Annotated in this window: 20 protein-coding genes; 16 read left to right on the top strand and 4 right to left on the bottom strand. The window is 32.8% G+C overall.

The annotated features are described in order from the left end of the window. The first annotated feature begins 7 nt into the window (after positions 1-7). From EYR00_RS10825 to EYR00_RS10780, 10 genes are all read left to right on the top strand, one after another. Complete coding sequence (locus EYR00_RS10825; RefSeq protein WP_003536251.1) at positions 8-1,762, top strand: glycoside hydrolase family 35 protein; 1,755 nt, start codon at positions 8-10, stop codon at positions 1,760-1,762. Positions 1,763-1,933: 171 nt separating this feature from the next. After that, positions 1,934-2,938, top strand: coding sequence for a LacI family DNA-binding transcriptional regulator (locus tag EYR00_RS10820; protein WP_040434197.1), 1,005 nt, complete (start codon positions 1,934-1,936; stop codon positions 2,936-2,938). Between the two features lie 208 nt (positions 2,939-3,146). Further along, complete coding sequence (gene glgB / locus EYR00_RS10815) at positions 3,147-5,009, top strand: 1,4-alpha-glucan branching protein GlgB (protein WP_003536253.1); 1,863 nt, start codon at positions 3,147-3,149, stop codon at positions 5,007-5,009. A gap of 24 nt (positions 5,010-5,033) precedes the next feature. Then, complete coding sequence (locus tag EYR00_RS10810) at positions 5,034-7,430, top strand: glycogen/starch/alpha-glucan phosphorylase (protein ID WP_003536257.1); 2,397 nt, start codon at positions 5,034-5,036, stop codon at positions 7,428-7,430. 167 nt (positions 7,431-7,597) lie between these two features. Continuing rightward, the gene (gene pulA / locus EYR00_RS10805; protein WP_003536258.1) at positions 7,598-9,682 is read left to right on the top strand and encodes a type I pullulanase; all 2,085 of its coding nucleotides are present in this window, start codon (positions 7,598-7,600) and stop codon (positions 9,680-9,682) included. A gap of 10 nt (positions 9,683-9,692) precedes the next feature. Then, positions 9,693-10,247, top strand: a complete 555-nt coding sequence (gene pth / locus EYR00_RS10800) for an aminoacyl-tRNA hydrolase (RefSeq protein WP_003536259.1) — start codon at positions 9,693-9,695, stop codon at positions 10,245-10,247. An 8-nt stretch (positions 10,248-10,255) separates the two neighbouring features. After that, on the top strand, positions 10,256-13,690 hold the full coding sequence (mfd, locus tag EYR00_RS10795; RefSeq protein WP_003536260.1) for a transcription-repair coupling factor: 3,435 nt from the start codon (positions 10,256-10,258) through the stop codon (positions 13,688-13,690). Between the two features lie 141 nt (positions 13,691-13,831). After that, positions 13,832-14,410 carry a TetR/AcrR family transcriptional regulator gene (locus EYR00_RS10790; RefSeq protein WP_008791354.1) on the top strand — a complete coding sequence of 193 codons (579 nt, stop codon included), beginning with the start codon at positions 13,832-13,834 and terminating at the stop codon, positions 14,408-14,410. A 57-nt stretch (positions 14,411-14,467) separates the two neighbouring features. After that, positions 14,468-15,073, top strand: coding sequence for a class I SAM-dependent methyltransferase (locus EYR00_RS10785; RefSeq protein ID WP_003536264.1), 606 nt, complete (start codon positions 14,468-14,470; stop codon positions 15,071-15,073). Continuing rightward, positions 15,073-15,435 (top strand): metal-dependent transcriptional regulator, encoded by a 363-nt coding sequence (locus EYR00_RS10780; RefSeq protein ID WP_003536267.1) that lies wholly within the window; start codon positions 15,073-15,075, stop codon positions 15,433-15,435. The genes EYR00_RS10785 and EYR00_RS10780 overlap by 1 nt, the downstream gene beginning before the upstream one ends. Before the next feature lie 4 nt (positions 15,436-15,439). Here the strand turns inward: EYR00_RS10780 and EYR00_RS10775 are convergent, their stop codons facing one another. Both EYR00_RS10775 and EYR00_RS10770 read right to left on the bottom strand, forming a co-directional pair. Next, positions 15,440-15,904, bottom strand: coding sequence for a dUTP diphosphatase (locus tag EYR00_RS10775; RefSeq protein WP_003536269.1), 465 nt, complete (start codon positions 15,902-15,904; stop codon positions 15,440-15,442). A gap of 54 nt (positions 15,905-15,958) precedes the next feature. Further along, complete coding sequence (locus tag EYR00_RS10770) at positions 15,959-16,558, bottom strand: YigZ family protein (RefSeq protein ID WP_008791355.1); 600 nt, start codon at positions 16,556-16,558, stop codon at positions 15,959-15,961. A 96-nt stretch (positions 16,559-16,654) separates the two neighbouring features. Here EYR00_RS10770 and EYR00_RS10765 point away from each other — a divergent pair, with 96 nt between their 5' ends. Next, on the top strand, positions 16,655-17,536 hold the full coding sequence (locus EYR00_RS10765; RefSeq protein WP_003536272.1) for a DegV family protein: 882 nt from the start codon (positions 16,655-16,657) through the stop codon (positions 17,534-17,536). Next, on the top strand, positions 17,524-17,970 hold the full coding sequence (locus tag EYR00_RS10760) for an S-ribosylhomocysteine lyase (protein WP_003536274.1): 447 nt from the start codon (positions 17,524-17,526) through the stop codon (positions 17,968-17,970). Before EYR00_RS10765 ends, EYR00_RS10760 begins: the two co-directional genes overlap by 13 nt. 81 nt (positions 17,971-18,051) lie before the next feature. On the opposite strand, the gene EYR00_RS10755 is transcribed toward EYR00_RS10760, so the two are convergent. Beyond that, positions 18,052-18,741, bottom strand: coding sequence for a MurR/RpiR family transcriptional regulator (locus EYR00_RS10755; RefSeq protein ID WP_003536276.1), 690 nt, complete (start codon positions 18,739-18,741; stop codon positions 18,052-18,054). 50 nt (positions 18,742-18,791) lie between these two features. Here EYR00_RS10755 and EYR00_RS10750 point away from each other — a divergent pair, with 50 nt between their 5' ends. Genes EYR00_RS10750 through EYR00_RS10740 form a run of 3 tightly spaced genes read left to right on the top strand, consistent with a single transcriptional unit; the run spans position 18,792 to position 22,172 of the window. After that, positions 18,792-19,403, top strand: a complete 612-nt coding sequence (locus tag EYR00_RS10750) for an AAA family ATPase (RefSeq protein ID WP_008791356.1) — start codon at positions 18,792-18,794, stop codon at positions 19,401-19,403. A gap of 15 nt (positions 19,404-19,418) precedes the next feature. Further along, a complete protein-coding gene (locus EYR00_RS10745; protein WP_003536278.1) occupies positions 19,419-20,696 on the top strand; it encodes a PTS sugar transporter subunit IIC in 1,278 nt (425 codons plus the stop codon). Between the two features lie 36 nt (positions 20,697-20,732). Next, complete coding sequence (locus EYR00_RS10740) at positions 20,733-22,172, top strand: NAD(P)/FAD-dependent oxidoreductase (RefSeq protein WP_003536279.1); 1,440 nt, start codon at positions 20,733-20,735, stop codon at positions 22,170-22,172. Between the two features lie 50 nt (positions 22,173-22,222). Here the strand turns inward: EYR00_RS10740 and EYR00_RS10735 are convergent, their stop codons facing one another. Continuing rightward, positions 22,223-23,782 (bottom strand): ClC family H(+)/Cl(-) exchange transporter, encoded by a 1,560-nt coding sequence (locus EYR00_RS10735; RefSeq protein ID WP_003536281.1) that lies wholly within the window; start codon positions 23,780-23,782, stop codon positions 22,223-22,225. Between the two features lie 125 nt (positions 23,783-23,907). On the opposite strand from EYR00_RS10735, the gene EYR00_RS10730 reads away from it, so the two are divergent. Continuing rightward, the gene (locus EYR00_RS10730) at positions 23,908-24,363 is read left to right on the top strand and encodes a MarR family winged helix-turn-helix transcriptional regulator (RefSeq protein ID WP_008791357.1); all 456 of its coding nucleotides are present in this window, start codon (positions 23,908-23,910) and stop codon (positions 24,361-24,363) included. The last annotated feature ends 51 nt before the right edge of the window (positions 24,364-24,414 follow it).

Below are 24,414 nucleotides of genomic sequence, written 5' to 3'. Positions count from 1 at the left end.
AATAATATTGGGTAGTATTGAAGTAAATAAAGAGTTTTTCATCAATGGAAATAAAGTTAAGATTATTTCTGGAGCAGTGCATTATTTTCGAATTGTACCTGAGTATTGGCGCGACACACTCTTGGATTTAAAAGCAATGGGATGCAATACTGTTGAAACATATGTACCATGGAATCTACATGAACCATATCAAGGAAAATATGATTTTTCGGGTATTAAAGACATTGAAACATTTTTGAAACTAGCTGAGGAATTGGAATTATTTGTTATATTACGAGCTTCACCTTATATATGCGCTGAATGGGAAATGGGTGGTTTACCAGCATGGTTGTTAAAATATCCTCGTATTCGTTTACGAACTAATGATAAACAATATCTTAAATGTCTGGATCAATATTTTTCAATTTTATTACCTAAATTAAGTAAGTATCAAATTACTCAAAATGGGCCGATAATATTGGCTCAATTAGAAAATGAATATGGTTCATACGGTGAAGATAAAGAATATTTATTGGCTGTGTATCAGATGATGAGAAAATATGGAATTGAAGTACCTCTCTTTACAGCTGATGGAACATGGCATGAAGCCTTAAATGCGGGTTCTTTATTGGAAAAAAAAGTTTTTCCTACAGGAAACTTTGGATCACAAGCAAAAGAAAATATTACGGTGTTAAAAAAATTCATGGAATCCTATCAAATTACGGCACCGTTAATGTGTATGGAATTTTGGGATGGCTGGTTTAATCGCTGGAATCAAGAAATAATTAAAAGAGATCCCCAAGAATTTGTAAATTCAGCGCAAGAAATGTTGTCGTTGGGCAGTGTCAATTTTTATATGTTTCAAGGCGGGACAAATTTTGGATGGATGAATGGCTGTTCGGCTCGAAAAGAACATGATTTGCCCCAAATAACTTCATATGATTATGATGCGATTCTAACTGAGTATGGTGCTAAAACAGAGAAATACCATTTATTGAGAGAAGTAATCACTGGAAAAAAAGAGCGTTTACCAGAGCGGCGTCAAACTAAAAATTATGGTCAAATAATAAAAAATCGAAGTGTCTCTTTATTTAGTACGCTTGATTGTATTGCTGCCTGTCATCAGTCTGATTGGCCTTTAACGATGGAAGAGTTAGATCATTATTATGGTTACGTGGTCTATCAACATACTTTTAAAAGTTATACTGATGATTTACGGATGCGAATTATTGATGGACGTGATCGAGCAAAAATATATCTGGATGATCAAGAGATTGCTACTCAATATCAAGAAGAAATTGGTGATGAGATTAATTTACCGACACATAGCAATGATACTCATGATTTAAAGATATTAATGGAAAATATGGGTCGGGTCAATTATGGTTCTAAGTTACAAGCTGAGACGCAACAAAAAGGAATCCGTAATGGGGTAATTTTAGATATCCATTTTACCAAAAAATGGAAACATTACTGTCTTAATTTTGAGCATCTTGATTTATTGAACTGGGAAAATGGTTATCAATCAGGCCCAGGTTTCCATGAATATATTTTTGAAGCTGATGAAGTTAAAGAAACTTTTATTGATTTGGAAGGCTTTGGAAAGGGTGTGGTCTTTGTAAATGGTCATCATTGTGGCAGATTCTATGAGGCCGGACCAACACTATCACTATATATACCAGGTCCGTTTTTAAAAAAAGGGATTAATCAAATTATTATTTTTGAAACAGAAGGCTGCTATCGTGACAAGATTGAATTAATTGGTCAGCCAAAATATCTATAAACAGTAGAAGTATTCTGATTAAAAGAAGTTTAAATTCTAGACAAGTGAATTTAAACTTTTTTTACTAATAATTTTAATGAGAAATGATTATTAAAAGAATATCTAGAAATTATGATAGAATTCACTTATAATACTATGAAAGAGCTGTTTTATCGATTGAGGAGGGTTAATATGGCTACATTAAAAGAGGTTGCTGAATTTGCGAATGTTTCAATCGCAACTGTATCACGAATATTAAATGATGATAATTCATTGACTGTTTTACCAGAAACGAAAGAAAAAGTCATCAAAGCAGCTGAACAATTAAACTATATTCCTAAATCAAAACGTAAGGGAAATCATGATGAAGCTTTGACAGTGGCAGTTATCCAGTGGTATTCTTTTGAACAAGAAATGCGCGATACATATTATTTATCTTTGATTCAAGGTGTTGAAAATTATTTAAAAACAAATGGAATCATTGCTAAAAGAATTAGAAAAGACGATATGGATTTAAATAAGGTTTTGGAAAATGTTCAAGGAATTATCTGTATTGGTAAGTTTGAATTTGAAGTGGTAAAAGAATTAAAGGAGTACACTGAAAATATTGTTTTGTTGGATATGGATATCAGCCCTGTAACTGAATGTTGTGTAACTTTGGATTTTGATAACGCAATGTTTCAGGTGGTTGATTATTTTAACCGTTTAGGTCATAAACATATTGGTTTTTTAGGACGGGGCGAGTACGAAGAATTATCACTTCATATTAGTACTAGAAAGAGTAGTTTTATTAAATATTGCCAGTATTTTGGCTTGAAATATACTGAATTGCTGCTGGAAAATGAATTAACGAGTGAAGCTGGCTATAATTTGATACATAATTTAGCTAAAACCAAGGAACTTCCAACGGCTATTTTTGCTGTCAACGATCCAATTGCTATAGGTGCAATGCGGGCATTACAAGATCAGGGAATAAGAGTTCCTGAACAAGTTTCTATTATTGGGTTTAATAATATTGAAGCTGGTAATTTTACTACACCATCATTAACGACTGTTTATGCGCCTTCAAAGGAGATGGGAAATCTTGGTGCGATGCTGTTACATGAAATGATTTTAAAGAAAAAAGCTTTATTTCCGATGCGAGTACAGTTGCCATGCTCGTTACTAGAACGTAAATCATGTAAGAAAATTATATAAAATTAGTGTTATTAGGATAGTTTTTGCTGCTGTGGTCTTAAAATCAAGAATGTTTGATTATTAGGCCGCTTTTTTTATTTTACTTAAATAAATGTTGAATTTAGTATTATATTATCAATTATTGGCGTAATGAAAGCGCTATCTTTTTAATGAAATACCAGATAAATTATGTTATAATGGGAATATCTAAGAAAAGGGGGAGTGACACATGCTCGATGATTTTTTAATTCACGTATTTCACAAAGGAAATACATTAGAAGCGTATAAAGTATTTGGTGCTCATTTAGAAACAAATGACCACAAAAAAGGTGTCCGCTTCACCGTCTATGCACCTAATGCACGAAGTGTACAAGTCGTAGGTGATTTTAATGACTGGGATGGGCAAAACCATTATATGGAAAGGTATACAGATGGAGGAATCTGGACTTTATTTATTCCTGGGGTAAAAGAATTTGCTCTTTATAAGTACCGGATTGAAACACAAAATTTTGCGACAGTAGATCGTGCTGATCCATATGCGTTTTATAGTGAGTTACGACCAGGAACAGCGTCAAGGGTTTACAATATTGAACGGTTTCGTTGGGCTGATAAAAAATGGCTTAATAGCCGAACAAAGAATTTTGATAAACCAATGAATATTTATGAAGTAAATATTGGTTCTTGGAAAATGAAAAAGGATTTTACGGCAGAAGAAGACGGTGAATTCTACTCTTATGAAGAGATGATAGAGCTTCTAATTCCATATTTAGTTGAAAATAACTATACTCATTTGGAATTAATGCCACTGACAGAATTTCCGTTTGATGGTTCGTGGGGGTATCAAGCAACTGGGTATTTTAGTATAACTAGTCGTTATGGTGAACCGAAAGGTTTAATGAAATTTATCAATGCTTGTCATAAGGCGGGAATAGGTGTCATTATGGATTTTGTTCCTGCACATTATGTAAAAGATGGACATGGTCTTTATAAGTTTGATGGTGGATTTGTATATGATTATCCAGATATTAATCGTCGTTATACTGAATGGGACAGTGTTTATTTTGATGTTGGGCGTGAAGAAGTTAGAAGCTTTTTAATGAGTAGTGTTGGCTTTTTAGCTGAATATTTCCACATTGATGGGATACGTTTTGATGCGGTAAGTAACTTGATCTATTGGAAAGGCAATAAAGAAGCTGGAGTTAATGATGGTGCGTTAGAATTCATGAAACGTATGAATAATCATATGAAGGGTTATTATCCTGGTGTGATGTTGATTGCTGAAGATTCAAGTGATTTTAATGGCGTTACAAAAGCACCAGATATTGGTGGCCTTGGATTTGATTATAAATGGGATTTGGGATGGATGAATGATACTTTAAAATATATGAAACTAGATCCAGTTTACCGTCAAGGTGATCATAATTTACTAACGTTCTCGATGGCTTATTTTTATAGTGAAAATTTCATTTTACCATTTTCTCATGATGAAGTAGTTCATAGTAAGGGAACTATCATTGATAAAATTTGGGGTAATAATGAACAAAAATTTGCCCAATTAAAAACACTTTATACTTATATGATGATTCATCCTGGAAAGAAATTAAATTTCATGGGAAATGAATTGGGTGAATATAAAGAGTGGGATGAAAAGGTAGCTTTAGGATGGAATATTCTTAAGTATCCTATTCATGATTCCTTTCATAAATTTATGATTAGATTAAATGAAGTTTATAAAACATATCCATGTATGTATGAACAGGATTATGGAATGGATGGTTTTGAATGGTTAGTTGTTGATGATCGAGCACAAAGTGTATTTGCAATTGAAAGAAAAGGAACGGATGGAAGTTCTTTAATTGCTGTTATGAATTTTACAGGAAACAAACATGAGGGATATATGGTTCCAGTAAATCAGCCAGGAAGTTATAAAGAAATTTTAAATAGTGATACTGATATCTATACTGGAAGCAATTTCGTTAATAAACGGGCTATAAAAGCTAAAGAGGGTCAAACTTTAAATAAGGAATATTACATACCAGTAAATATTGCGCCATTTGGCAGCATGATTTTCGAATATAAAGGCTCTAAATAATGAACTGGTATAAGAGGAGATAAAATGTTTAAGAATAAAGAAGAATTTAAATTTGAATTTTCAAGAAGAATTATAGAATCTTATGGACGAACTGTAGAAGAAGCACATATTACTGAACGCTTCTTAGTTTTGGAAACAATGGTTCGTGACTATGCTTCAGTAAACTGGGCAACTAGTAAAGCGATTATTCGTAATAACTATCAAAAACAAATGCATTATTTCTCAATGGAATTTCTAATGGGACGATTATTAGTAAATAATATGATGAACTTAGGAATATATCAGATTGCTAAAGATGGTCTTGAAGAATATGGAATCAATATTCATGATTTAGAGGAGCTTGAAACAGATGCTGGTCTAGGAAACGGTGGTCTTGGAAGACTAGCAGCTTGCTTTATGGATTCATTGGCTTCACTAGCATATCCGGGGCATGGGCATACGATTCGTTATGAATATGGATTATTTAAACAAAAAATTGAAAATGGTTATCAAATCGAATTACCAGATCAATGGATGCAAACAGGATTTAACTGGGAAGTGAGAAAGCCGAAACATCGAGTACCAGTAAAGTTCTTTGGTAAAATTATTTTTAATGAAACGACAGGGAAATATGAACATGTTGATGCTGAGGAAGTGTACGCAGTTCCTTATGATGTCCCTATTGTCGGTAATGATACTACAAATACTAATACGCTTCGTTTGTGGAGTGCTGAAGCAAGTGATAATATTCCTGCAAATCAAGATTTTAGGCAATATATCCAAAATGTTAGAGATATTTGTCAAATGTTATACCCTGATGACTCAACTCCTGCGGGAAAAATGTTGCGTTTGAAACAAGAATATTTCTTTACTTGTGCAGGATTAAATTCTATTGTAAGGGCGCATTTAAGACAATATCCAAATTTGAATAATTTCCATCAAAAAAATGTTATCCAATTAAATGATACACATCCTGTTTTAGCAATTCCTGAATTAATGCGTATTTTGATTGACGAACAAGGATATGAATGGGAAGAAGCATGGGATATTACGACACAGACGTTTGCTTATACAAATCATACGATTTTAGCTGAAGCGCTTGAAACATGGCCAATCAGTTTAATGCAGTCATTATTGCCAAGAGTTTATGAAATTATTGAAGAAATTCATCGACGTTTTATTGGGTATGTTAAAATGGCAAGTGACCGTGATGAAGAGTTATTGAATCGAGTAATGATTTTACGCGATGGTACAGTCTACATGGCGCGACTTGCAATTGTTGGAAGTTTTAGTGTCAATGGGGTGGCAAAATTACATTCTGATATTCTAGCGGAACGTGAATTAAAAGATTTTGCACAATTATATCCATCAAAATTTAATAATAAGACTAATGGGATTACACATCGTCGCTGGTTAGCATATTGCAATCCAGAACTATCATCATTAATTAGTGAATATATCGGAGATGAATGGATCAAGCATCCGGAAAGATTAGAAGATCTAATGGGGCATTTAGATGATCTTACCCTTCAAGATCGTTTCTTGGCGGTGAAAAAAGAAAGAAAACAAATTTTAGCTGACTATATTAAAGAACATAACGGAATTACTGTTGATGTTGACAGTATCTTTGATATTCAAGTAAAACGTCTTCATGCTTATAAACGTCAATTATTAAATATTCTTCATGTTATTGATCTGTATTTAAGAATGAAAGAAAATCCTGATTTTAGAATTGAACCGAGAACATTTATTTTTGGGGCAAAAGCTGCAAGTGGATATTATTTTGCTAAAAAAGTTATTAAGTTAATTAATAGTGTTGGCGATGTTGTAAATAATGATTCGGAAACTAATAAATACTTAAAAGTAGTCTTTTTAGAAAATTACGGAGTTACTTTAGCTGAAAAAATCATGCCAGCGGCTGATGTATCGGAACAAATCTCAACTGCTGGTAAAGAGGCTAGTGGTACGGGAAATATGAAATTTATGATGAATGGTGCGATTACATTAGGGACTTTGGATGGAGCAAATGTTGAAATTGCAGAATTAGTTGGTGAAGAAAACTGTGTAATCTTTGGAATGAAAGATCATGAAGTTAAAGAATTACAAATGAGTGGTGCTTATAAGGCATGGGATTATTATAATAATAATCCAAGATTAAAGAGAATTATCGATAGCTTGATGGATGGTACATTCCATGAGAATCGTGAAGAATTCCGGGTTATTTTTGAAGAGTTAATGAATAAAAATGATGAATATTTTGTTTTGGCTGATTATGAAGCATATTGCCAAGCTCAAAGTTCTGTGCGTGATCTATATAAAGATCGTTCAAGATGGGCAAAAGTATGTCTAACAAATATTGCAAAGAGTGGGTTCTTCTCATCAGATCGAACTATTCAACAATATGTTGACGATATTTGGCATTTAGATAAAGTAAAATTTTAAGGGATTGAAAATCCCTTTTTCTTTTGATTAAAATTGGTATATAAGTTATTGATAAAACCCAAATTATCTGTATATAGTCTAAAAAAATGCTGATTATCTACATTTTATATCATTGCTATCTGAGAAGTGATAGGATATAATGAACACGAGATGAAAGGGTGAAAATCATGGAAAAAAGTGCCATTAGAATGATTGCAAAGATGGTATCTGTAAATAAAATCGAAGTACAATTGATTAGAAGATATTACGAAGGAAATTGTCCTCGTTTTTATTTGAGAGATTTAAATAATAATACTTTGATAGAAATAGAAATATCCGCTAAATTTGTAGAAGAAGAATACGTTCATTACTATTTCGATAATGTCGAAATAGATTTTTGTCATGTTTATCAAATTGTAGATGCATATGGTTTAGCGGAAACCCTCCAATATACTCAACTGATCTATGATGCTGAGTTTTTAAAAAATAACTATTATGATGGTAATGATTTAGGAAATTCATATCATGAAGATTATACGATTTTTAAAGTATGGGCTCCAACAGCGTTAGCTGTTAAAGTTGCAATTACTAAAGACCATACTACATATAGTTATGAAATGAAAAGAATTGGTAACGGTGTTTTTTGTTCATATGTTGCGGGAAATTTTGATAACTGTGAGTATGTTTATCTAGTACGACATCATGATAGTTATATTAAGGCATTGGATCCATATGCTTATGGATCTTCATCAAATGGTAAAAGTAGTTATATTGTTGATTTAAATAAGATTAAGATCGACCTGAATCGGGAATGTTTAAAGCCATTAAAAAATAAGACAGATGCGATTATTTATGAAGCTAGTGTCCGTGATTTTACGATGTATGAAAACAGTTTAAGTAAGTACAAAGGAAAATTCGCTGGAATTAGAGAAACTGGGTTATTGACTAAACATGGTAATAGTGCAGGGTTAGATTATTTAGTGGAATTAGGAATAACACATATACAATTATTGCCAATCTATGATTTTGCGACTGTCGATGAAAATCACCAGGAAGTACTATATAATTGGGGATATGATCCAGCTCAGTATAATGTTCCTGAAGGAAGTTATTGTACAGATCCTAATGATGGTTACAGCAGGATCGTTGAGTGTAAACAGATGATAGCAGATCTGCATGCGAAAGGAATTCGGGTAGTGATGGATGTTGTCTATAACCATATGTATGATGTTAATGCGAGTGCTTTTGAACGAATCGTACCTGGCTACTATTTTAGAAAAAATCCAGATGGGAGTTTATCAAATGGTTCATGGTGTGGTAATGATTTGGATAGTGGTGAACATATGGTGCGTAAGTATATTATAGATATGTCGAGACGCTGGCAAAGTTTTTATGGTGTTGACGGGTATCGTTTTGATTTAATGGGAATTATTGATATTGAAACGATTAATCGTGTCTATCAAATTTGTTCTGCTTACGATGCTTCATTTATGGTTTATGGGGAGGGTTGGAATATGCCGACTAATTTACCAGATGAGCAAAAGGCGATGCAGGATAATCATGCAAAAATGCCGAAAATTAGTTTTTTTAATGATGAATATCGTGAGGTTATTAAAGGTGGAAGCAGTGATAATGTTTTAGTTAATAAAGGTTTTATTACGGGAAATCTTTACGAAACAGAAAAGGCAAGAAATGTAATTACAGCGACTAATCGTTATACAAGTCCGGACCAATCAATTAATTATGTTGAATGTCATGATAATGCGACGGTTTTTGATAAATTGTATATTTCTAATGTTGAAGAAGGTTTAGATGGGATAATAACTCGACAAAAGAATCTTACGATCATGGTGTTATTGTCGCAGGGAATTCCCTTTATCCATGCGGGACAAGAATTTTATCGAACTAAAGGCGGGATTGGGAATACTTATAATTCACCTGATAATATTAACTGTATTAATTGGGATTTTCGAGATATTTATAAAGATGATATTAATGAGATAAGAAAAATTATTCAATTACGTAAAGATAATAAGTGTTTTCGCTATGCAACTAGAAAAGAGATTGAAGCAAATGTTATGGTTGAAAATATTGACTTTAAAATGTTAAAATATACTCTAAAACAAGATGAAGGTGAATATCGTGAATTTGTTATTTACATTAACCCATCAAGTTTTACATTTGATTATGAAGAAACTGCTTATCAGCACCTTTATGGTGAAATTACTGATCAGCAAATAGGAGCTAGAACGATTGTTGTTCTAGCAAGATAGGAGAATTAAATTGAAATTAATTGTAGGATTAGGAAACCCTGGGAAAGAGTATGAAGGAACTCGTCACAACTGTGGGTTTATGGTAGTAGATGAATTAGCTAATAAATTAAATACAGAAATAAATCAGAATAAATTCAAAGGTTTATATACAAAGGTAAAATATCATGGAGAAGATGTTATTTTATTAAAGCCGCAAACATATATGAATCTTTCTGGTGAGTCAGTAATTGCTGCAATGAATTTTTTTAAACTGGATAAAGAAGATATTATTGTTATCTATGATGATCTGGATATGCCGGTTGGTAAATTAAGATTACGTAAAACTGGCAGCGCTGGGGGGCATAATGGGATAAAAAACATTATCGCTCATTTATCTAGTCAAGATTTTAAACGAATTCGTGTGGGAATTGATCGTCACAAGTATATGAAAGTAGTTGATTATGTTTTATCAAGGTTTGCAAAAGAGGAGACTGAAGCAATCAATCAAGGAATTGATAAGGCTAGTGATGCTGTTTTGGATTATCTTGATCATGATTTTGATTACATTATGAATCGTTATAATTAGAGGTTTATATGAAGAAGATAGATGAAATATTGAAACAAAACCCTGCCTTTAAAACATTGTTAAAGGGAGAGGGGAATATCATTGTTAATGATCTTAACGATGAGGCACTATTAGTAACTAGTGCCTTTTTGACATTACAAAAAGATATTATTGTAATTAAACCAAATCAGTATGAGGCTAACTTGTTGTATCAACAGATTTCATTGATTAATGAAAAAGACAGCTTATTTTTTCCAGTTGATGAGTCATATCGAATTGAAGCTTTAGCCTCATCGCCAGAACTATTAGGACAGCGAATTGATGCTTTATATCAATTGACAACTGATCAGCCTAAAATTTTAATTACTCATGGACAGGCCCTGGTACGGTATTTACCAAGTAGACAGTTATTTTTAGATAATTGTTTAAATCTAAAAACAGGAATGCAAATTGATATATATGATTTGCAAAAACTTTTGATCAAGGCTGGTTATACATCAGCACCGCGAGTAGATCAGCCGTTTTATTTTTCTAAACGTGGTGGAGTAATCGATGTTTTTTCAATTCAATATGATAATCCATTACGGATTGAATTTTTTGATGATGAGATTGATAATATACGTTTTTATAATCAAAATAGTCAAAGAACGATAGAAAAGGTTAAAGAAGTAACCATTATTCCCGCTAGTGATATTTTATATGATGAACAAGAAGTCCCGGCTGTTTTAAGTAAAATCAATGATTTAAGAGACCGGCAGATTGAAGAACTTGATGAGTTATATCAAGAAGATTATTTAAGTAAAGTATCAATAGATCAAGAAAATTTGCGGAATCATGATACTAGTTTTACGATGTATGGTTATTTTAATTTATTTAATCAGACAGCTAGTTTATTAGATTATCTCGATACCCCGCTAATCATCCAAGCAAACAATCATGATATTAATTTTGCTTATAAGAACTATTTAGAAGAAAATCATTATTATTATCAAGAATTGGCTAGTATTGGGAAAACTATTAAAGGTTTGAATCTATTTAGAGATTTATATGAAGTGATTGATAGAAAATCAGTTAATTTTAAACCTTTTGCTCAAAGTGATAAAGATGTGTTGTTTAATGCTCGTGCTATTATGATCAATAATGATGATGAGGCAATGATTATTAATCAAATTAGAGCTTATTTAAAGTTATCAAAAGTTGTTGTAGCTTTAGATGATGATCATCAATTAAAATTAATGACTGAATTATTTGATCGTCATGAAATGGCATATACTTTGATTGGGATAAAAGATGAAATATATCCGGGGTTGAATATTGCGGTAAATAAAATTGGTTTTGGAATCGAATTAGTTGATGAAAAAATTGTTATTATAAGTGCAAATGAATTATTCAAAACACGTAATATTAAAAAACCAAAATATTTTAAGTATAAGAATGCAAAGGTTTTAAAAGATTATCAAGAATTAAATATTGGTGATTATGTTGTACATGATAATCATGGGATAGGGCAATACTTAGGAATTAAAACATTAGAAGTTCAAGGATTTCATAAAGATTATTTATATGTAGCCTATGCTGGAGACGATACTTTATATATACCGGTTGAACAATTTAAGATGATTAGGAAGTATTCAAGTAATGAGGGTAAAGTTCCTAAAATTAATAAATTGGGAGGCTCACAATGGCAGAAAACAAAAGCCAAAGCACGGAGTAAAGTTGATGATATTGCTGATAAGTTAATTGAAATTTATTCTGCTCGTATTAATCAGCCTGGCTATGCTTTCCCAAGTGATAGTGAGATTCAGCTGGAGTTTGAACGCTCATTTGGTTATGAATTAACAGTTGACCAGTTACGTTCAGTTGAAGAAATTAAAGCCGACATGGAAAAGAGTCAGCCGATGGATCGCTTGCTATGCGGAGATGTTGGATTTGGGAAAACGGAAGTTGCTTTAAGAGCAGCATTTAAGGCTATTCTAGGAAATAAACAGGTTGCTTTTTTGTGTCCCACAACAATTTTATCAATGCAGCATTATAAAACAATGATTGCACGATTTAAGGATTTTCCTGTCAAAATTGCTTTATTGAATCGCTTTACATCGACTAAGGAAAAGAAGCAGATACTAAGTGATTTAAAATTAGGAAATATTGATCTGCTTGTAGGGACACATCGAATCTTATCAAAGGATATTGTTTTTAAAGATATTGGATTATTATGTATAGATGAAGAACAGCGTTTTGGTGTTAAACAAAAAGAGAAAATTAAAGAGTATCGTAAAACTATTGATGTTTTGACCCTTACAGCTACCCCGATTCCTCGAACTTTACAAATGTCATTGATGGGAATTCGCGGATTGTCACAAATTGAAACTCCTCCTAAGAATCGTCAGCCAGTTCAAACATATGTTATTGAAAAAAATAATGTTTTAATTAAACAGATCATTGAACGAGAATTAGCTCGTGATGGACAGGTTTTCTATTTGTATAACCGAACTAGTCAGATTGCTAATGTTGCTTATAATATTACTTTATCAGTACCTGGGGCAAGGGTAGCGGTAGGTCATGGGCAAATGGATAAAAATGAATTAGAAGATGTAATGATGCGTTTTGTGAACAAGGAATTTAATGTTCTCGTTTGCACAACGATTATTGAAACAGGAATCGATATTCCTAATGCAAATACGATTATTGTTGAAGACGCTGATAAATTTGGATTAAGTCAGTTATACCAGATTAAAGGGCGCGTAGGGAGAAGTAATCGTGGTGCATATGCTTATTTGTTATATAATCCTACTAAAGTTTTAAATGAAGAAGCTAGTAAACGGCTTAAGGCAATTAAGGAGTTTACTGAATTAGGAAGTGGATATAAAATTGCTATGCGTGATTTAGCAATTCGCGGTTCAGGAGATATTTTGGGTGGTACACAATCAGGCTTTATTGATTCAATTGGTTTTGAGATGTATATGAAGATTCTTCAAGATGCTATTAACGAAAAAATGGGTAAAGAGGATGTGGAAGCAGAAAAAGAAATCAAAAGTGTTAATGTCAAAGTTGATGGATATATTCCTCATGATTATGTATCTAGTGATATTGAAAAACTTGAACTATATCAGCGTCTAGATAATGCCAAAACGATAAGCGGTGTTGATTATCTAAAATCAGAATTTATTGATTATTACGGTAAATTACCAGAGGAAGTAAGTACATTAGTAGAAAAACGGAAGTTAGATATTTTAGCATCTACTGAAATTATTGAAAACTTAGCGGAAGTTAAAGGGAAGATGGAAATTACTTTTACTAAAGGATATAGTCAAAATGTTAAAGGGGATCAATTGTTTGAATTAGTCAATCGACTTTTCACTAAACCTGTGTTTAGGCAATTAGGTGGTAAAATTGTAATTGTCTTGCCAAAAGGTGATCAATGGCTTGAGCGAATCAATCAATTGATAACGACATTAAACAGTTAGCAAACAGAGTATTCTTGAATAGGGAGATTTGTTTTTAAAGCAAATCTCTTTTTTTTGTTAGAAAAACTAACAAAAAATGAACAATGTTCATTGAATGCTTGTTGATGATAGCATATAATAAGTGTGAAAAGAGATGATGAGATGACTAGTCAGCGTTTTAATAAAACAATTGAACGAAAAAAAGAGATTATCAAAGCTGCGATGCAATTATTTAGTGAAAAAGGATACGCGCAAACATCAATGCGTGATATTGCTAGGACAATGGGAGTTTCGTTAGGTTTGTGTTATCGCTATTTTGATTCAAAACAAATACTATTTAATACAGCAATCGATCTTTATATTGAAGAGTGTTGTAATAGTTATCTTGCTATTTTACATGATTCTACTATTACGATTAAAGATAAGATAGATGCATTATTTACTTCAATAGGTGATGAGCATTCAAATATGCAATATTATGATTTTTTTCATCGTGTTGAAAATGAAGAATTACATGAACAATTATCAATCAAATTATGCAAATATATGTATCCACATTTATTAGAAGCAGTAAAAAAAGCTATTGCAGCTAAAGAAATATATATTGAAAATCCTGAGGCATTAATTAGTTTTATTATATATGGTCAAGTTGGATTATTATCTAAAAGTAATATTGATCATCATGAAGTTGCAAAATTATTGAATCAGTATGTTAATCAATTAATGAAATTTAATCCCTGACTCTAGGGATTAAAATTAAAACAAAAAAATGAACATCGTTCATTTAAGGAGGGCATTATGAATAAAAAAGAACAATCTAGACAAACATTTGACTTACAGGCTTCAAAATATGATACTACTTTTTATGGAAAACATGCCCGTAAAATTTATCCATATCTTTTAAATGAAATTATTCGCTGTTATGGTGAGGAAGTACTTGATTTAGGATGCGGGACAGGAGCTTTAATGAAACAAGTTATTAGTGAGGATTCACATCGACATCTTACAGGAATTGATTTATCATCACAAATGATTGAAAAGGCTAAACACCAACTTAAGAATAAGGCGACTTTAGTAGTAGGAGATAGTGAGAATTTGCCATTTTTTGATCAAACTTTTGATATTGTTTATTGTAATGATTCATTTCATCACTATCCAAATCCTCAAAAAGCCATTGCAGAAATATATCGTGTTTTAAAAATTGGGGGAACATTGATTATTGGTGACACATATTTGCCAGTCATTGCTCGGCAGGTTATGAATTATTTTATTCGCTTTAATAAAGATGGGGATGTTAGAATTTATTCAAAAAAAGAAATGATTTCGTTCTTGGAAGAATTATTTCATGAAATAAAATGGATAAAGGTATCGAATAGTGCTTACATGATCAAAGGAGTAAAATAATGATACAAGCAACAAATCGTAAATATTTACGATATATTTATCAATTATTGTTGGAGGGAAAAAAGGTACGTCAAATTGATTTGGCTTTATCTCTAGGATACGCACGTTCAAGTGTTTCAATTGCAATTAAACAATTGAAAAAAGCAGGGTATATTGATCTTATTAAAAATAACATTACTTTAACAGAGCGGGGAAGTATGTTGGCACAAGAAAGTTTGAAAAGTTATCAGCAAGTTTATCGATGGATATTGGCTTTAGGGTTAACTTCATATGAAGCAAGATTATATGCGGATAAATTAGAAAGTGATTTTGATCAAAAATTTATTGAGATGTTACTTAAAGACAAAAGACTAAACAATTAATTGTTTAGTCTTTTTGTGAACTGTAATTTGCTAAAATCGTATCAAAATCAAGACCGATTTTAAAACCTAATGTAAAATAATCATCAATACAGTTTTGGAATGCTTCAAAACTGTAGGTTTCATTAACTTTCAATGCGCTTTGATAAACCTTGATTAGTTGATTGGCAATATTGTTGGAGTTGTTGATTTCTTGATAGTTCTTGAGTTTGTCAACGTGCAATTCAAATCCGATTGACATCAACATATGAAGGGCATCAGTATAATAGTTAAGGATTTCTTTGTTATTGGCAGATGAATTATCCCAAAAGCTAAATACTTTTGCTTCTTCACCGACTTTACCTAATTCACAAAGAAAAGCTAGTACTTTTGCTTCAACCTTATCTTTATTTAAAACAGCATGATTAGGATCAACGACCAATTTTAATTCGTGGCTCATATGCGCTTGGTAGATTTTATTAATTTCATTCATTTAATTATCACCTCTTAAGTATTATTATACTCTTTTATGTGACATTTTCATGAATTATGATAATTCAATATAATCATGACGCAAATATTCTTTTGTATAGGTATTATTGGTTAGATCTTGAATAATAGTTAGAAAAGATTCATTTTCAAGATAACAGGTATAACTAACCCGATCTAAATACTCGGTATTAATGCATTTAATATGATGTACTTTAATTAAGTGTTCAAATTTTTTAGTGTATGAATAATCCACTGTAATTTTATATAAAGGAACACTGAATTTTTCTACAATCTCAGCTCCTTTTAAAGCATCAGCAACACTTTGACGATAAGCTCGAGTTAAACCGCCAGCTCCTAATTTAATCCCGCCAAAATATCTTGTAACAATAGCAATGATATTAGTAAGTTTATTTTTTTCTAAAACATCTAACATTGGTAGACCGGCAGTTCCGCTCGGCTCCCCGTTATCATTGGCACGTTTTTGGGTACCAACGATATAAGCAATACAGTTATGAGTAGCATCATGATATTTTTCTTGATATTCTTTAATAATATTATCAATTGCAGTTTCGTCATTACACGGTATTAAAGTACAAATAAATTCTGATTTTTTAATTATCCATTTATATGTAGTTATTTCACGTACTGATTTCATTAAATCCCTCATTTCTTTATTATCATAACACATATTACTAGCAAAAGTATGATAAATTTGGTATATTAGTTACGTAATTATAGGGAGGGCGAGACCATGAAAAAAATAGCTGTTTTAGCAGATAGTGGATGCCAGTTACCAATTGGTTCGTTAGAAGATCAAGGAATTTATATTGTACCTTTAACGATTACAATGGGTAATAAAACATATTTAGATTTAGAAGAAATAAGTGCTAATGAAGTATTTGAAAGAATGAATAAAACTGGGGAAATGGTGATGACATCACAGCCTTCAACAGGTTCAATTCAAAATGCAGTTCATAGAATTAAAGATGCGGGATATGATCATATTATTGCTTTGCCGATTGCAACTGGATTATCTTCAACCTTGAATGGAATGAAATTGGCTTGTGATATGGTGGGAGTACCAGTTACGTTAATTGATACTAAGGGTACGGCTAGTAATCATCGCTATTTAATTAGGGTTGCTAAAAAATTAATTGATGATGGTAAAAGTGTTGCGGAAATTGAAACGATTTTAACAGCAATGGTTGAGGATTCAGCGACTGTGATTATGGCACCTAATTTAGACCATTTAAAGAAAGGCGGACGAATCACTCCAGCGGTAGCACTATTGGGGAACTTATTAAAAATAGTGCCGGTAATGAAATTAAATTATGAGTTGGGCGGTAAGATCGATACTTTAGATAAAGTTAGAACGGTGAAAAAAGCCAACTTAAAGATAGTTGATCATTTAGTTAATGAATGTGGATTGAACAATAAAGACTTTATTATTGCTATTGAACATGTCTTAGTTGATGATTTAGCTCATCAAATGAAACAGGCGATTATTGATCGAATTGGTGAATGTGAGATTACCGTTCGAGAGTTACCAGCGGTTGTAGGAGCACATATGGGTGTTGGTGGTGTTGGATATCAATATATAAAAAAATACGAGGGATTAACATGGAACGAATAACAAGTTTTAGTGTTGACCATACAAAGTTAACAAAAGGTGTCTATGTATCTCGGATAGATGGTGAATTAACAACATTTGATATCCGCATGACTACACCTAATTTAGAGCCTGCTTTAGATCCTCGTGGTGCTCATACAATTGAACATATCGGGGCAACATTACTTCGTAACGGCGAAAACAAAGATAAAATAATTTATTTTGGACCAATGGGATGTATGACAGGTTTTTATTTAATTACAAAAGAATTAGATTTGGCTCGAGTAATCAAAATTGTACGTGAATTATTTGAACAGATTGCAAATTGGCAAGAACCCATACCTGGAGCGAAGATGGAAGAATGTGGCAATTACTCATTTATGGATTTAGAAAAAGCTAAAGCTGCGGCTAAACATTTTGTTACTAGCGAATGGCAGCATGAATATCATTATTTATAGTTAAATTAAAACATGTTTCGAATTTTGAAACATGTTTTTTTATCGAGAACATCTATTTAATTTTGTCATTATAAGCGTATATTATTCTATAGAGGACAAATATGTATAAAGGAGTGATTCAAAAACAATTAGAACCTGACCAAAGAAGGTATTTGGTACTAAATTGTTATGAGTAAATGAATTATAAGAACCAACAATAATTGGTAGTGTTACATTTTGATAAAGATTAGAATTTTCATTGGCAATAAAACTAATTATATCGATGTTATTTTTAAAAGCATTATCGACAATTTCAACTAATCGGGGTGTAATTCCAGAATTAGAAATCACAATAAATAGGGAATTATCTTGATATTTAATATCAAGCATTTCAGTATGGACAACATTCATTGCATAAAATCCATTTAGGGTTAGACGCTGTTGCAAATAATCAGCAATTGGAGCAGAGAATCCCATCCCAAAAACGATGATATTATGTTGACGATGTTTATTTAATAATTCAATGAATGCTGGAATATATTGTTCAAGATCATCAGGAGAAAAAAGCTGGGTATTATTCGATGATGACAGCTGATAGATCATATCACTGTAGCCACTAAAACCAAATTTATTGCAAAGACGATAAATTGCAGAAGTAGATGTGAAATTAGCGCTGGCCATTTGCCGAATCGTAATATCTTTTAAATTATTTTGATTATCTTCAAGATATTTAACTAATGCTAATTCAAGTTCATTTAAATCAAATTTATCTCTTAAATGTTCGATATTCATATTATCACCTCAATTAGATTATGTCACAGATTAGAAAAAGGAGCAAGTTTATGGCAAAAACGATGTACGACCCATGGTCAAAGATTATTACAAGAAATGGTTATGCTGGAGATGAGGTAATATCAGCTTTACAGAAATCAATTCGTCGCAGTTTAGAAGAACAGGCATGTATGTTCGCCTATGAAATGTATATTTCTTCACCGGAATTATTAGAAAAAATGTGGCGTCGATTATTAACTATTTCGGTAGAAGATATTGGAATGGGAGATCCGATGGCTGCAGTATTAGTAAATAATTTATATCAAATGTCAAAACATTTTGATTATGCTGATGGTGATCAACCAATGTATTTTATCCACGCGATTAGATATTTATGCAGTTGTCAAAAAGATCGTTCTAGTGATTTATTAAAAAATATCTGTATTAAATCTTTTGCGATGGGAAAATTACCGGAAATACCTGATGTTGCTTTAGACAAGCATACAGTAAGAGGAAAAGCCATGGGGCGTGATTCATTCCATTTCTTGAATGAAGCTAGTAAAGTTATTCCACAAATGGAGGTGGATAACGATTATAAAGAACGCTATGCAAAAATTCTTGAAGAATATGATCCAGAGAATGTTAGTGAAACAGCGTTCACTTTTAATGGTTGGCAATTTTAATAGGGGGATAAAAAATTGATTAGTAAATTAGAGAAATTATTAGGACCAATTGCAAATAAATTGGCTCAGCAGCGACATCTTCAAGCAATTTCATCGGGTATGATGATGTCATTAGGATTAATCGTAGTAGGGTCAGTTTTCTTAATTATTGCCAATCCGCCAATTAATTTAGACTTGGTTGATTTGAATACAGGAAATATCTTTTTAAAGTTTTTAATTAGCTGGAAACAATTTGCTTTAGCTAATTATGATGTTTTAACTTTACCATATAATTATACAATGGGCTTAGTTGGTTTGATTTCAGCTTTTGGGGTTGCTTATTGCTTAGCTGAAAGTTATAAGATGAAAGCTTCGGTTTATGGGATAATTTCGATGTGTACTTTTTTAATGGTTGCAGCTCCATTAAAGGATGGAGCTATTACAATGAGTTATTTAGGTGCGGATGGTCTATTTGTTGCTTTAATAATTTCATTAATATCAGTAGAGATTTCACGAGTAGTCAGTCATCGAATAGTCTTTACTTTTCCAGATAGTGTTCCTAGTGCAGTGACTAATTTTGTAAATAGTTTAATGCCATTAGCGCTAAATATCATTGTTATTTATGGGGCTAATTTGATTTTAGTAGCTTTATCAGGGAAAAGTATGCCAAATTTAATTATGTCGTTTTTAACACCTGCAATTTCAGGGGTTGATAATGTTTGGATGTTTATGGGAATTTATTTATTTTCAAATATTCTTTGGATGTTTGGAATTAATGGTTCTTCAATTGTATTTCCAATAGTTTTTGCTTTGGGGATTGCGAATACGGGACTAAATGGTGAATTAGTAAATTTAGGAAAAGATCCAACAGCAATCATGAATTTACAGATGTTTAGATATGCTTTATTAGGTGGAGCTGGTAATACTTTAGGATTGGTTTTATTAATGTGTCGTTCTAAATCTAAGCATATTAGCTCGATTGGTCGTTTAAGTATTGTTCCTGGGATTTGTGGAATTAATGAGCCAATCATGTTTGGGGCTCCGATTGTATTAAATCCAATTTTATCGATACCGTTTTTAGTAATGCCGTGTATTTCGATTGGTTTAGGGTATTTAGTTCAAAAAATTGGATTAGTTTCAATGGGATATATAGTTGATCCATCATTTACGCCATTTTTTGCTCAAGGTTTTTTGTCAGCATTGGATATTCGTAATGTAATCTTCATGATTGTTTTGATTATTATTTCAGTTGGAGTATATTATCCATTTTTTAAAGTTTATGAAAAAAACACACTTGCAAATGAAGCAGAATAATAAAGTGGCCGATGCCACTTTTAATATGGAGGAAAGATGAAAAATAATTATGATGTTGTGGTTGTTGGAGCGGGACCAGCAGGAATCATGGCCTGCTATGAACTGTATTTGAAACAGCCGGAATTGAACGTATTGCTTATAGATAAAGGTCAGGATGTTATGAAACGTCACTGTCCGATCAAGGAAAAGAAGATCAAGTCCTGTCCAATCATCAGGAACAATGAACCGGGCTGTCTTCCTGCCTGTTCGATTACAGCCGGATTTGGCGGTGCCGGTGCCTATTCTGACGGTAAATTCAATATTACCAGTGAATTTGGCGGCTGGCTGACTGACTATCTTTCAACCAATGAGGTTGAAGATGTAATCAACTATGTTGACAATCTTTATTTAAAACACGGAGCAACCAGAGAAATAACGGATCCTACGACTGACAAGGTCAAAGAAATTGAACATCGAGGCTATGCAGTAGGATTAAAACTGCTGCGGGCCAAGGTAAGACATTTAGGAACAGAAGAGAATCTGCGGATCATGACAGAAATGTCAACGGAACTGAAAGAACATATTGATATGGCATTTAGAACAGCTGTAAAGGAAGTACTGGTTGAAGACGGACATGCTGTCGGGGTAGTTCTGGAAAATGATGAGGTCATCAAAGCGAAGAAGATCGTACTGGCACCGGGACGAGACGGTTCTGCCTGGCTGACAAAAGTACTGAAACAGCATGGACTGGAGCTTTATAATAATCAGGTCGATATAGGAGTGCGGGTAGAGACCAGCAATATCGTAATGGAAGAGATCAACAGCAATCTGTATGAAGGTAAATTTGTCTATAATACAAGTGTCGGAACAAAAGTAAGAACATTCTGTTCAAATCCGTCAGGGCATGTAGTAATAGAGAATCACAGCGGGACGATGCTGGCGAACGGACATGCCTATCATGATCCGAAGCTGGGGAGCAAGAATACCAACTTTGCGCTGCTGGTATCCCATACCTTCAGCGAGCCGTTCAATGAACCGAATGAATTTGCACATGAGGTGAGCAGACTGGCGAACAAGCTGTCAAACGGATCAGTCATGGTGCAAAGATATGGAGATATCAAGAAAGGGAGAAGAACGACTTACAAGCGTTTGAAAGAAGGGTATACAGAGCCGACCTTAGCAGAGGCGGTACCGGGAGATCTGGGGCTGGTATTACCGTACAACACGATGAAATCAATTATCGAGATGATTGAGGCACTGGATAATGTAACACCGGGGATAGCGAATGAGCATACGTTGCTGTATGGAGTGGAAGCGAAATTCTATTCAGCGCGGCCAAAGGTAAGAGAAGGGTTTGAATGTGAAATAGATGATCTGTATGTAGCAGGTGATGGAGCCGGATTAACAAGAGGGCTGGCTCAGGCAGGAGCAAACGGAATCATCGTAGCACGTCATATTATTGGGACAATAAAAAATAGAGATAGTAAATTAGCGTGAAATCATTTAATTTAGATTTCACGCTTTATTTTATAACTATCTTTTATTAATTAAATTTGTTCAGTTGTTAGAGCTGAAAGAGTATCATAAATATAGCTTTCATCTATTTTATCACACATGACAATAATACTATCACTGGCTTTTAAATAAGTGTCACCATGGGGAATGAATTCTTGTCCATCACGTCTAAGTGAAACAATCAAGCAGTGATTAGGCCATTGAATTTCTTTAACTAAATGATTATCCAATGGAGAATTATGTAAAATCATAAAATCTAATAATACTTTTTCTCCAACTCCCTGTGGAGTTGGAAGACTTCTTTTCTTTAATAAATTTTCTAACAAACTTTCGTAAATTGGTTTAGATTTTAATAAATCGGCAACAACATAAGCAACGATAGTAACAATAGCAATTGATAAGAGGTGATTTAAAGAACCTGTCATTTCAAAAATCAGAATAATTCCTGTCACTGGAGCCCTTACAATTGCAGTAAAATAACCAGCCATAGCCAGTAGAATAAAATTATTAATATAAATAGGATCTAAACCTAAGTAATCGACGGAGATATTAGCAAAAGCACCACCAATCAAACAGCCAATTACTAATAGTGGGAAGAAAATTCCACCTGGAGCTCCTGAGCCAAAGCAGGTAATTGCAAATAAGAATTTCCCTGCCAGCAAAAGAAGAATTAAGGACATTGTTAATTTTCCTTCGATTAATAAGTCGACCAAAGTATCGCCACTACCTAATAGCTGAGGAACAGTGAATCCTAAAATTCCTGCCAAAATAAAAGGTATTAATAATTTAGTATAGTTATTTAAATGCTTTGAGTGATTATAGAGGCTTTGAACAAATAGTAAGGCTTTATTATAAAAAGCGCCAAGCAGCCCTAAAATGATTCCTAAAATAATAACCATCCAATAGTATTGGGTAGGCAGAGTTCCATGAATATTGAAAGAAAATACAGGAGCCATTCCTAAAATAGAACTCATAAGATAATCGGCGGCAATTGATGAGGTCATCACTGAAATCAATAGTGGGGCAGAAAAATGTTTATGTACTTCTTCAAGGGCAAACATTACTCCTGCCAGCGGGGCATGAAAAGCAGCTGCTAATCCGGCACTGGCACCACAAGTAAGTAAATAGCGTTCCTCAGTCTTACCACGTTTTAAAACTTTACCAATTCCTTTACCAACCATTGCCCCTAATTGAATTGAAGGACCTTCACGACCAAGGGCTAAACCAGAAAAATTAGCTAAGAAACCACCAAAAAATTTAGCAATCAAAACTCGCCACCATTTGGCATCAATCTTACCTGCCAATTCTCCTTCAAGCTGTGGAATCCCGCTTCCAGAAATTAATGATTCCCAATCGAGTAATTTTGTGACAACTAGTGCTATCACAAATAGGATAACAAACCAGATAATTATTGTGAATATTGATTGTTTACAATAGGCTAAAATTCGCTGTAACCAAAGAGCTCCATTAGTTAAACAAATTCGATATCCAACAATTACTAATCCCGCTAATATTCCGACCAGCAAACCTTCTAGTAATAATACTAATTTAAATCTTTTGATATTTAATGTTTTAATTAATCTATTTTTCATATCTACTCCCCATTCCTAGGACATTATAGAACGATTAGTAGTAAAATTCAAAGGTTGTTTTGAAGCAGAAACAATAAATGTTTCAATTATTGACAAAATATTGTACAATTAAGGAGGTGATAGGAATGGACAAACGCTCAGATGCAATCGAGACAGTAGTTGATGTTTTTAATGAAGCAATGGTTATACAAGAATTGTACCTCAAGAAGAGCAAATTTAAGGAATTATCGATGAGTGAAACTCATGTCCTTGATGCAGTGGATAAGGTAGAATTTCCTTCAATGACTAATGTGGCTAAGTCATTAAGTGTAACGATGGGAACATTGACAACAGCAGTAAAGAAAATAGTTGAAAAAGGTTTTTTAGTTAAAGAGAGATCAAGTAAAGACCAACGAGTTTATTATCTAAAGTTAACGGATAAGGGACATGAAGCATTGGCTATTCATGAACAGTTCCATCATGAATTGGCAGATTTATACAAATCAGCAATTCCTGACGATCGAGTTGACTGGGTCTTTAATACGTTAAAGAAGATTAAGTTGGATTTGGATAATTATAAAAAGGCATTAGAAGAAAAATAAGTGGGCAGCCACTTTTTTTGCTTAAAGATAAATATGATTAAAAAATAAGGA

This window comes from Thomasclavelia ramosa DSM 1402 (assembly GCF_014131695.1).
Taxonomy (GTDB): Bacteria; Bacillota_I; Bacilli_A; order Erysipelotrichales; family Coprobacillaceae; genus Thomasclavelia; species Thomasclavelia ramosa.
The sequence above is the reverse complement of the archived record's forward strand: the minus strand, read 5'-3'. Positions and strand labels throughout refer to the sequence as shown.

Excerpts from the sequence above, each read along its gene's own strand:
- EYR00_RS10820 (WP_040434197.1), top strand. The coding sequence starts at position 1,934 with ATGGCTACATTAAAAGAGGTTGCTGAATTTGCGAATGTTTCAATCGCA.
- glgB (WP_003536253.1), top strand. The coding sequence starts at position 3,147 with ATGCTCGATGATTTTTTAATTCACGTATTTCACAAAGGAAATACATTA.
- EYR00_RS10810 (WP_003536257.1), top strand. The coding sequence starts at position 5,034 with ATGTTTAAGAATAAAGAAGAATTTAAATTTGAATTTTCAAGAAGAATT.
- pulA (WP_003536258.1), top strand. The coding sequence starts at position 7,598 with ATGGAAAAAAGTGCCATTAGAATGATTGCAAAGATGGTATCTGTAAAT.
- mfd (WP_003536260.1), top strand. The coding sequence starts at position 10,256 with ATGAAGAAGATAGATGAAATATTGAAACAAAACCCTGCCTTTAAAACA.
- EYR00_RS10790 (WP_008791354.1), top strand. The coding sequence starts at position 13,832 with ATGACTAGTCAGCGTTTTAATAAAACAATTGAACGAAAAAAAGAGATT.
- EYR00_RS10785 (WP_003536264.1), top strand. The coding sequence starts at position 14,468 with ATGAATAAAAAAGAACAATCTAGACAAACATTTGACTTACAGGCTTCA.
- EYR00_RS10780 (WP_003536267.1), top strand. The coding sequence starts at position 15,073 with ATGATACAAGCAACAAATCGTAAATATTTACGATATATTTATCAATTA.
- EYR00_RS10775 (WP_003536269.1), bottom strand. The coding sequence starts at position 15,904 with ATGAATGAAATTAATAAAATCTACCAAGCGCATATGAGCCACGAATTA.
- EYR00_RS10770 (WP_008791355.1), bottom strand. The coding sequence starts at position 16,558 with ATGAAATCAGTACGTGAAATAACTACATATAAATGGATAATTAAAAAA.
- EYR00_RS10765 (WP_003536272.1), top strand. The coding sequence starts at position 16,655 with ATGAAAAAAATAGCTGTTTTAGCAGATAGTGGATGCCAGTTACCAATT.
- EYR00_RS10760 (WP_003536274.1), top strand. The coding sequence starts at position 17,524 with ATGGAACGAATAACAAGTTTTAGTGTTGACCATACAAAGTTAACAAAA.
- EYR00_RS10755 (WP_003536276.1), bottom strand. The coding sequence starts at position 18,741 with ATGAATATCGAACATTTAAGAGATAAATTTGATTTAAATGAACTTGAA.
- EYR00_RS10750 (WP_008791356.1), top strand. The coding sequence starts at position 18,792 with ATGGCAAAAACGATGTACGACCCATGGTCAAAGATTATTACAAGAAAT.
- EYR00_RS10740 (WP_003536279.1), top strand. The coding sequence starts at position 20,733 with ATGAAAAATAATTATGATGTTGTGGTTGTTGGAGCGGGACCAGCAGGA.
- EYR00_RS10735 (WP_003536281.1), bottom strand. The coding sequence starts at position 23,782 with ATGAAAAATAGATTAATTAAAACATTAAATATCAAAAGATTTAAATTA.
- EYR00_RS10730 (WP_008791357.1), top strand. The coding sequence starts at position 23,908 with ATGGACAAACGCTCAGATGCAATCGAGACAGTAGTTGATGTTTTTAAT.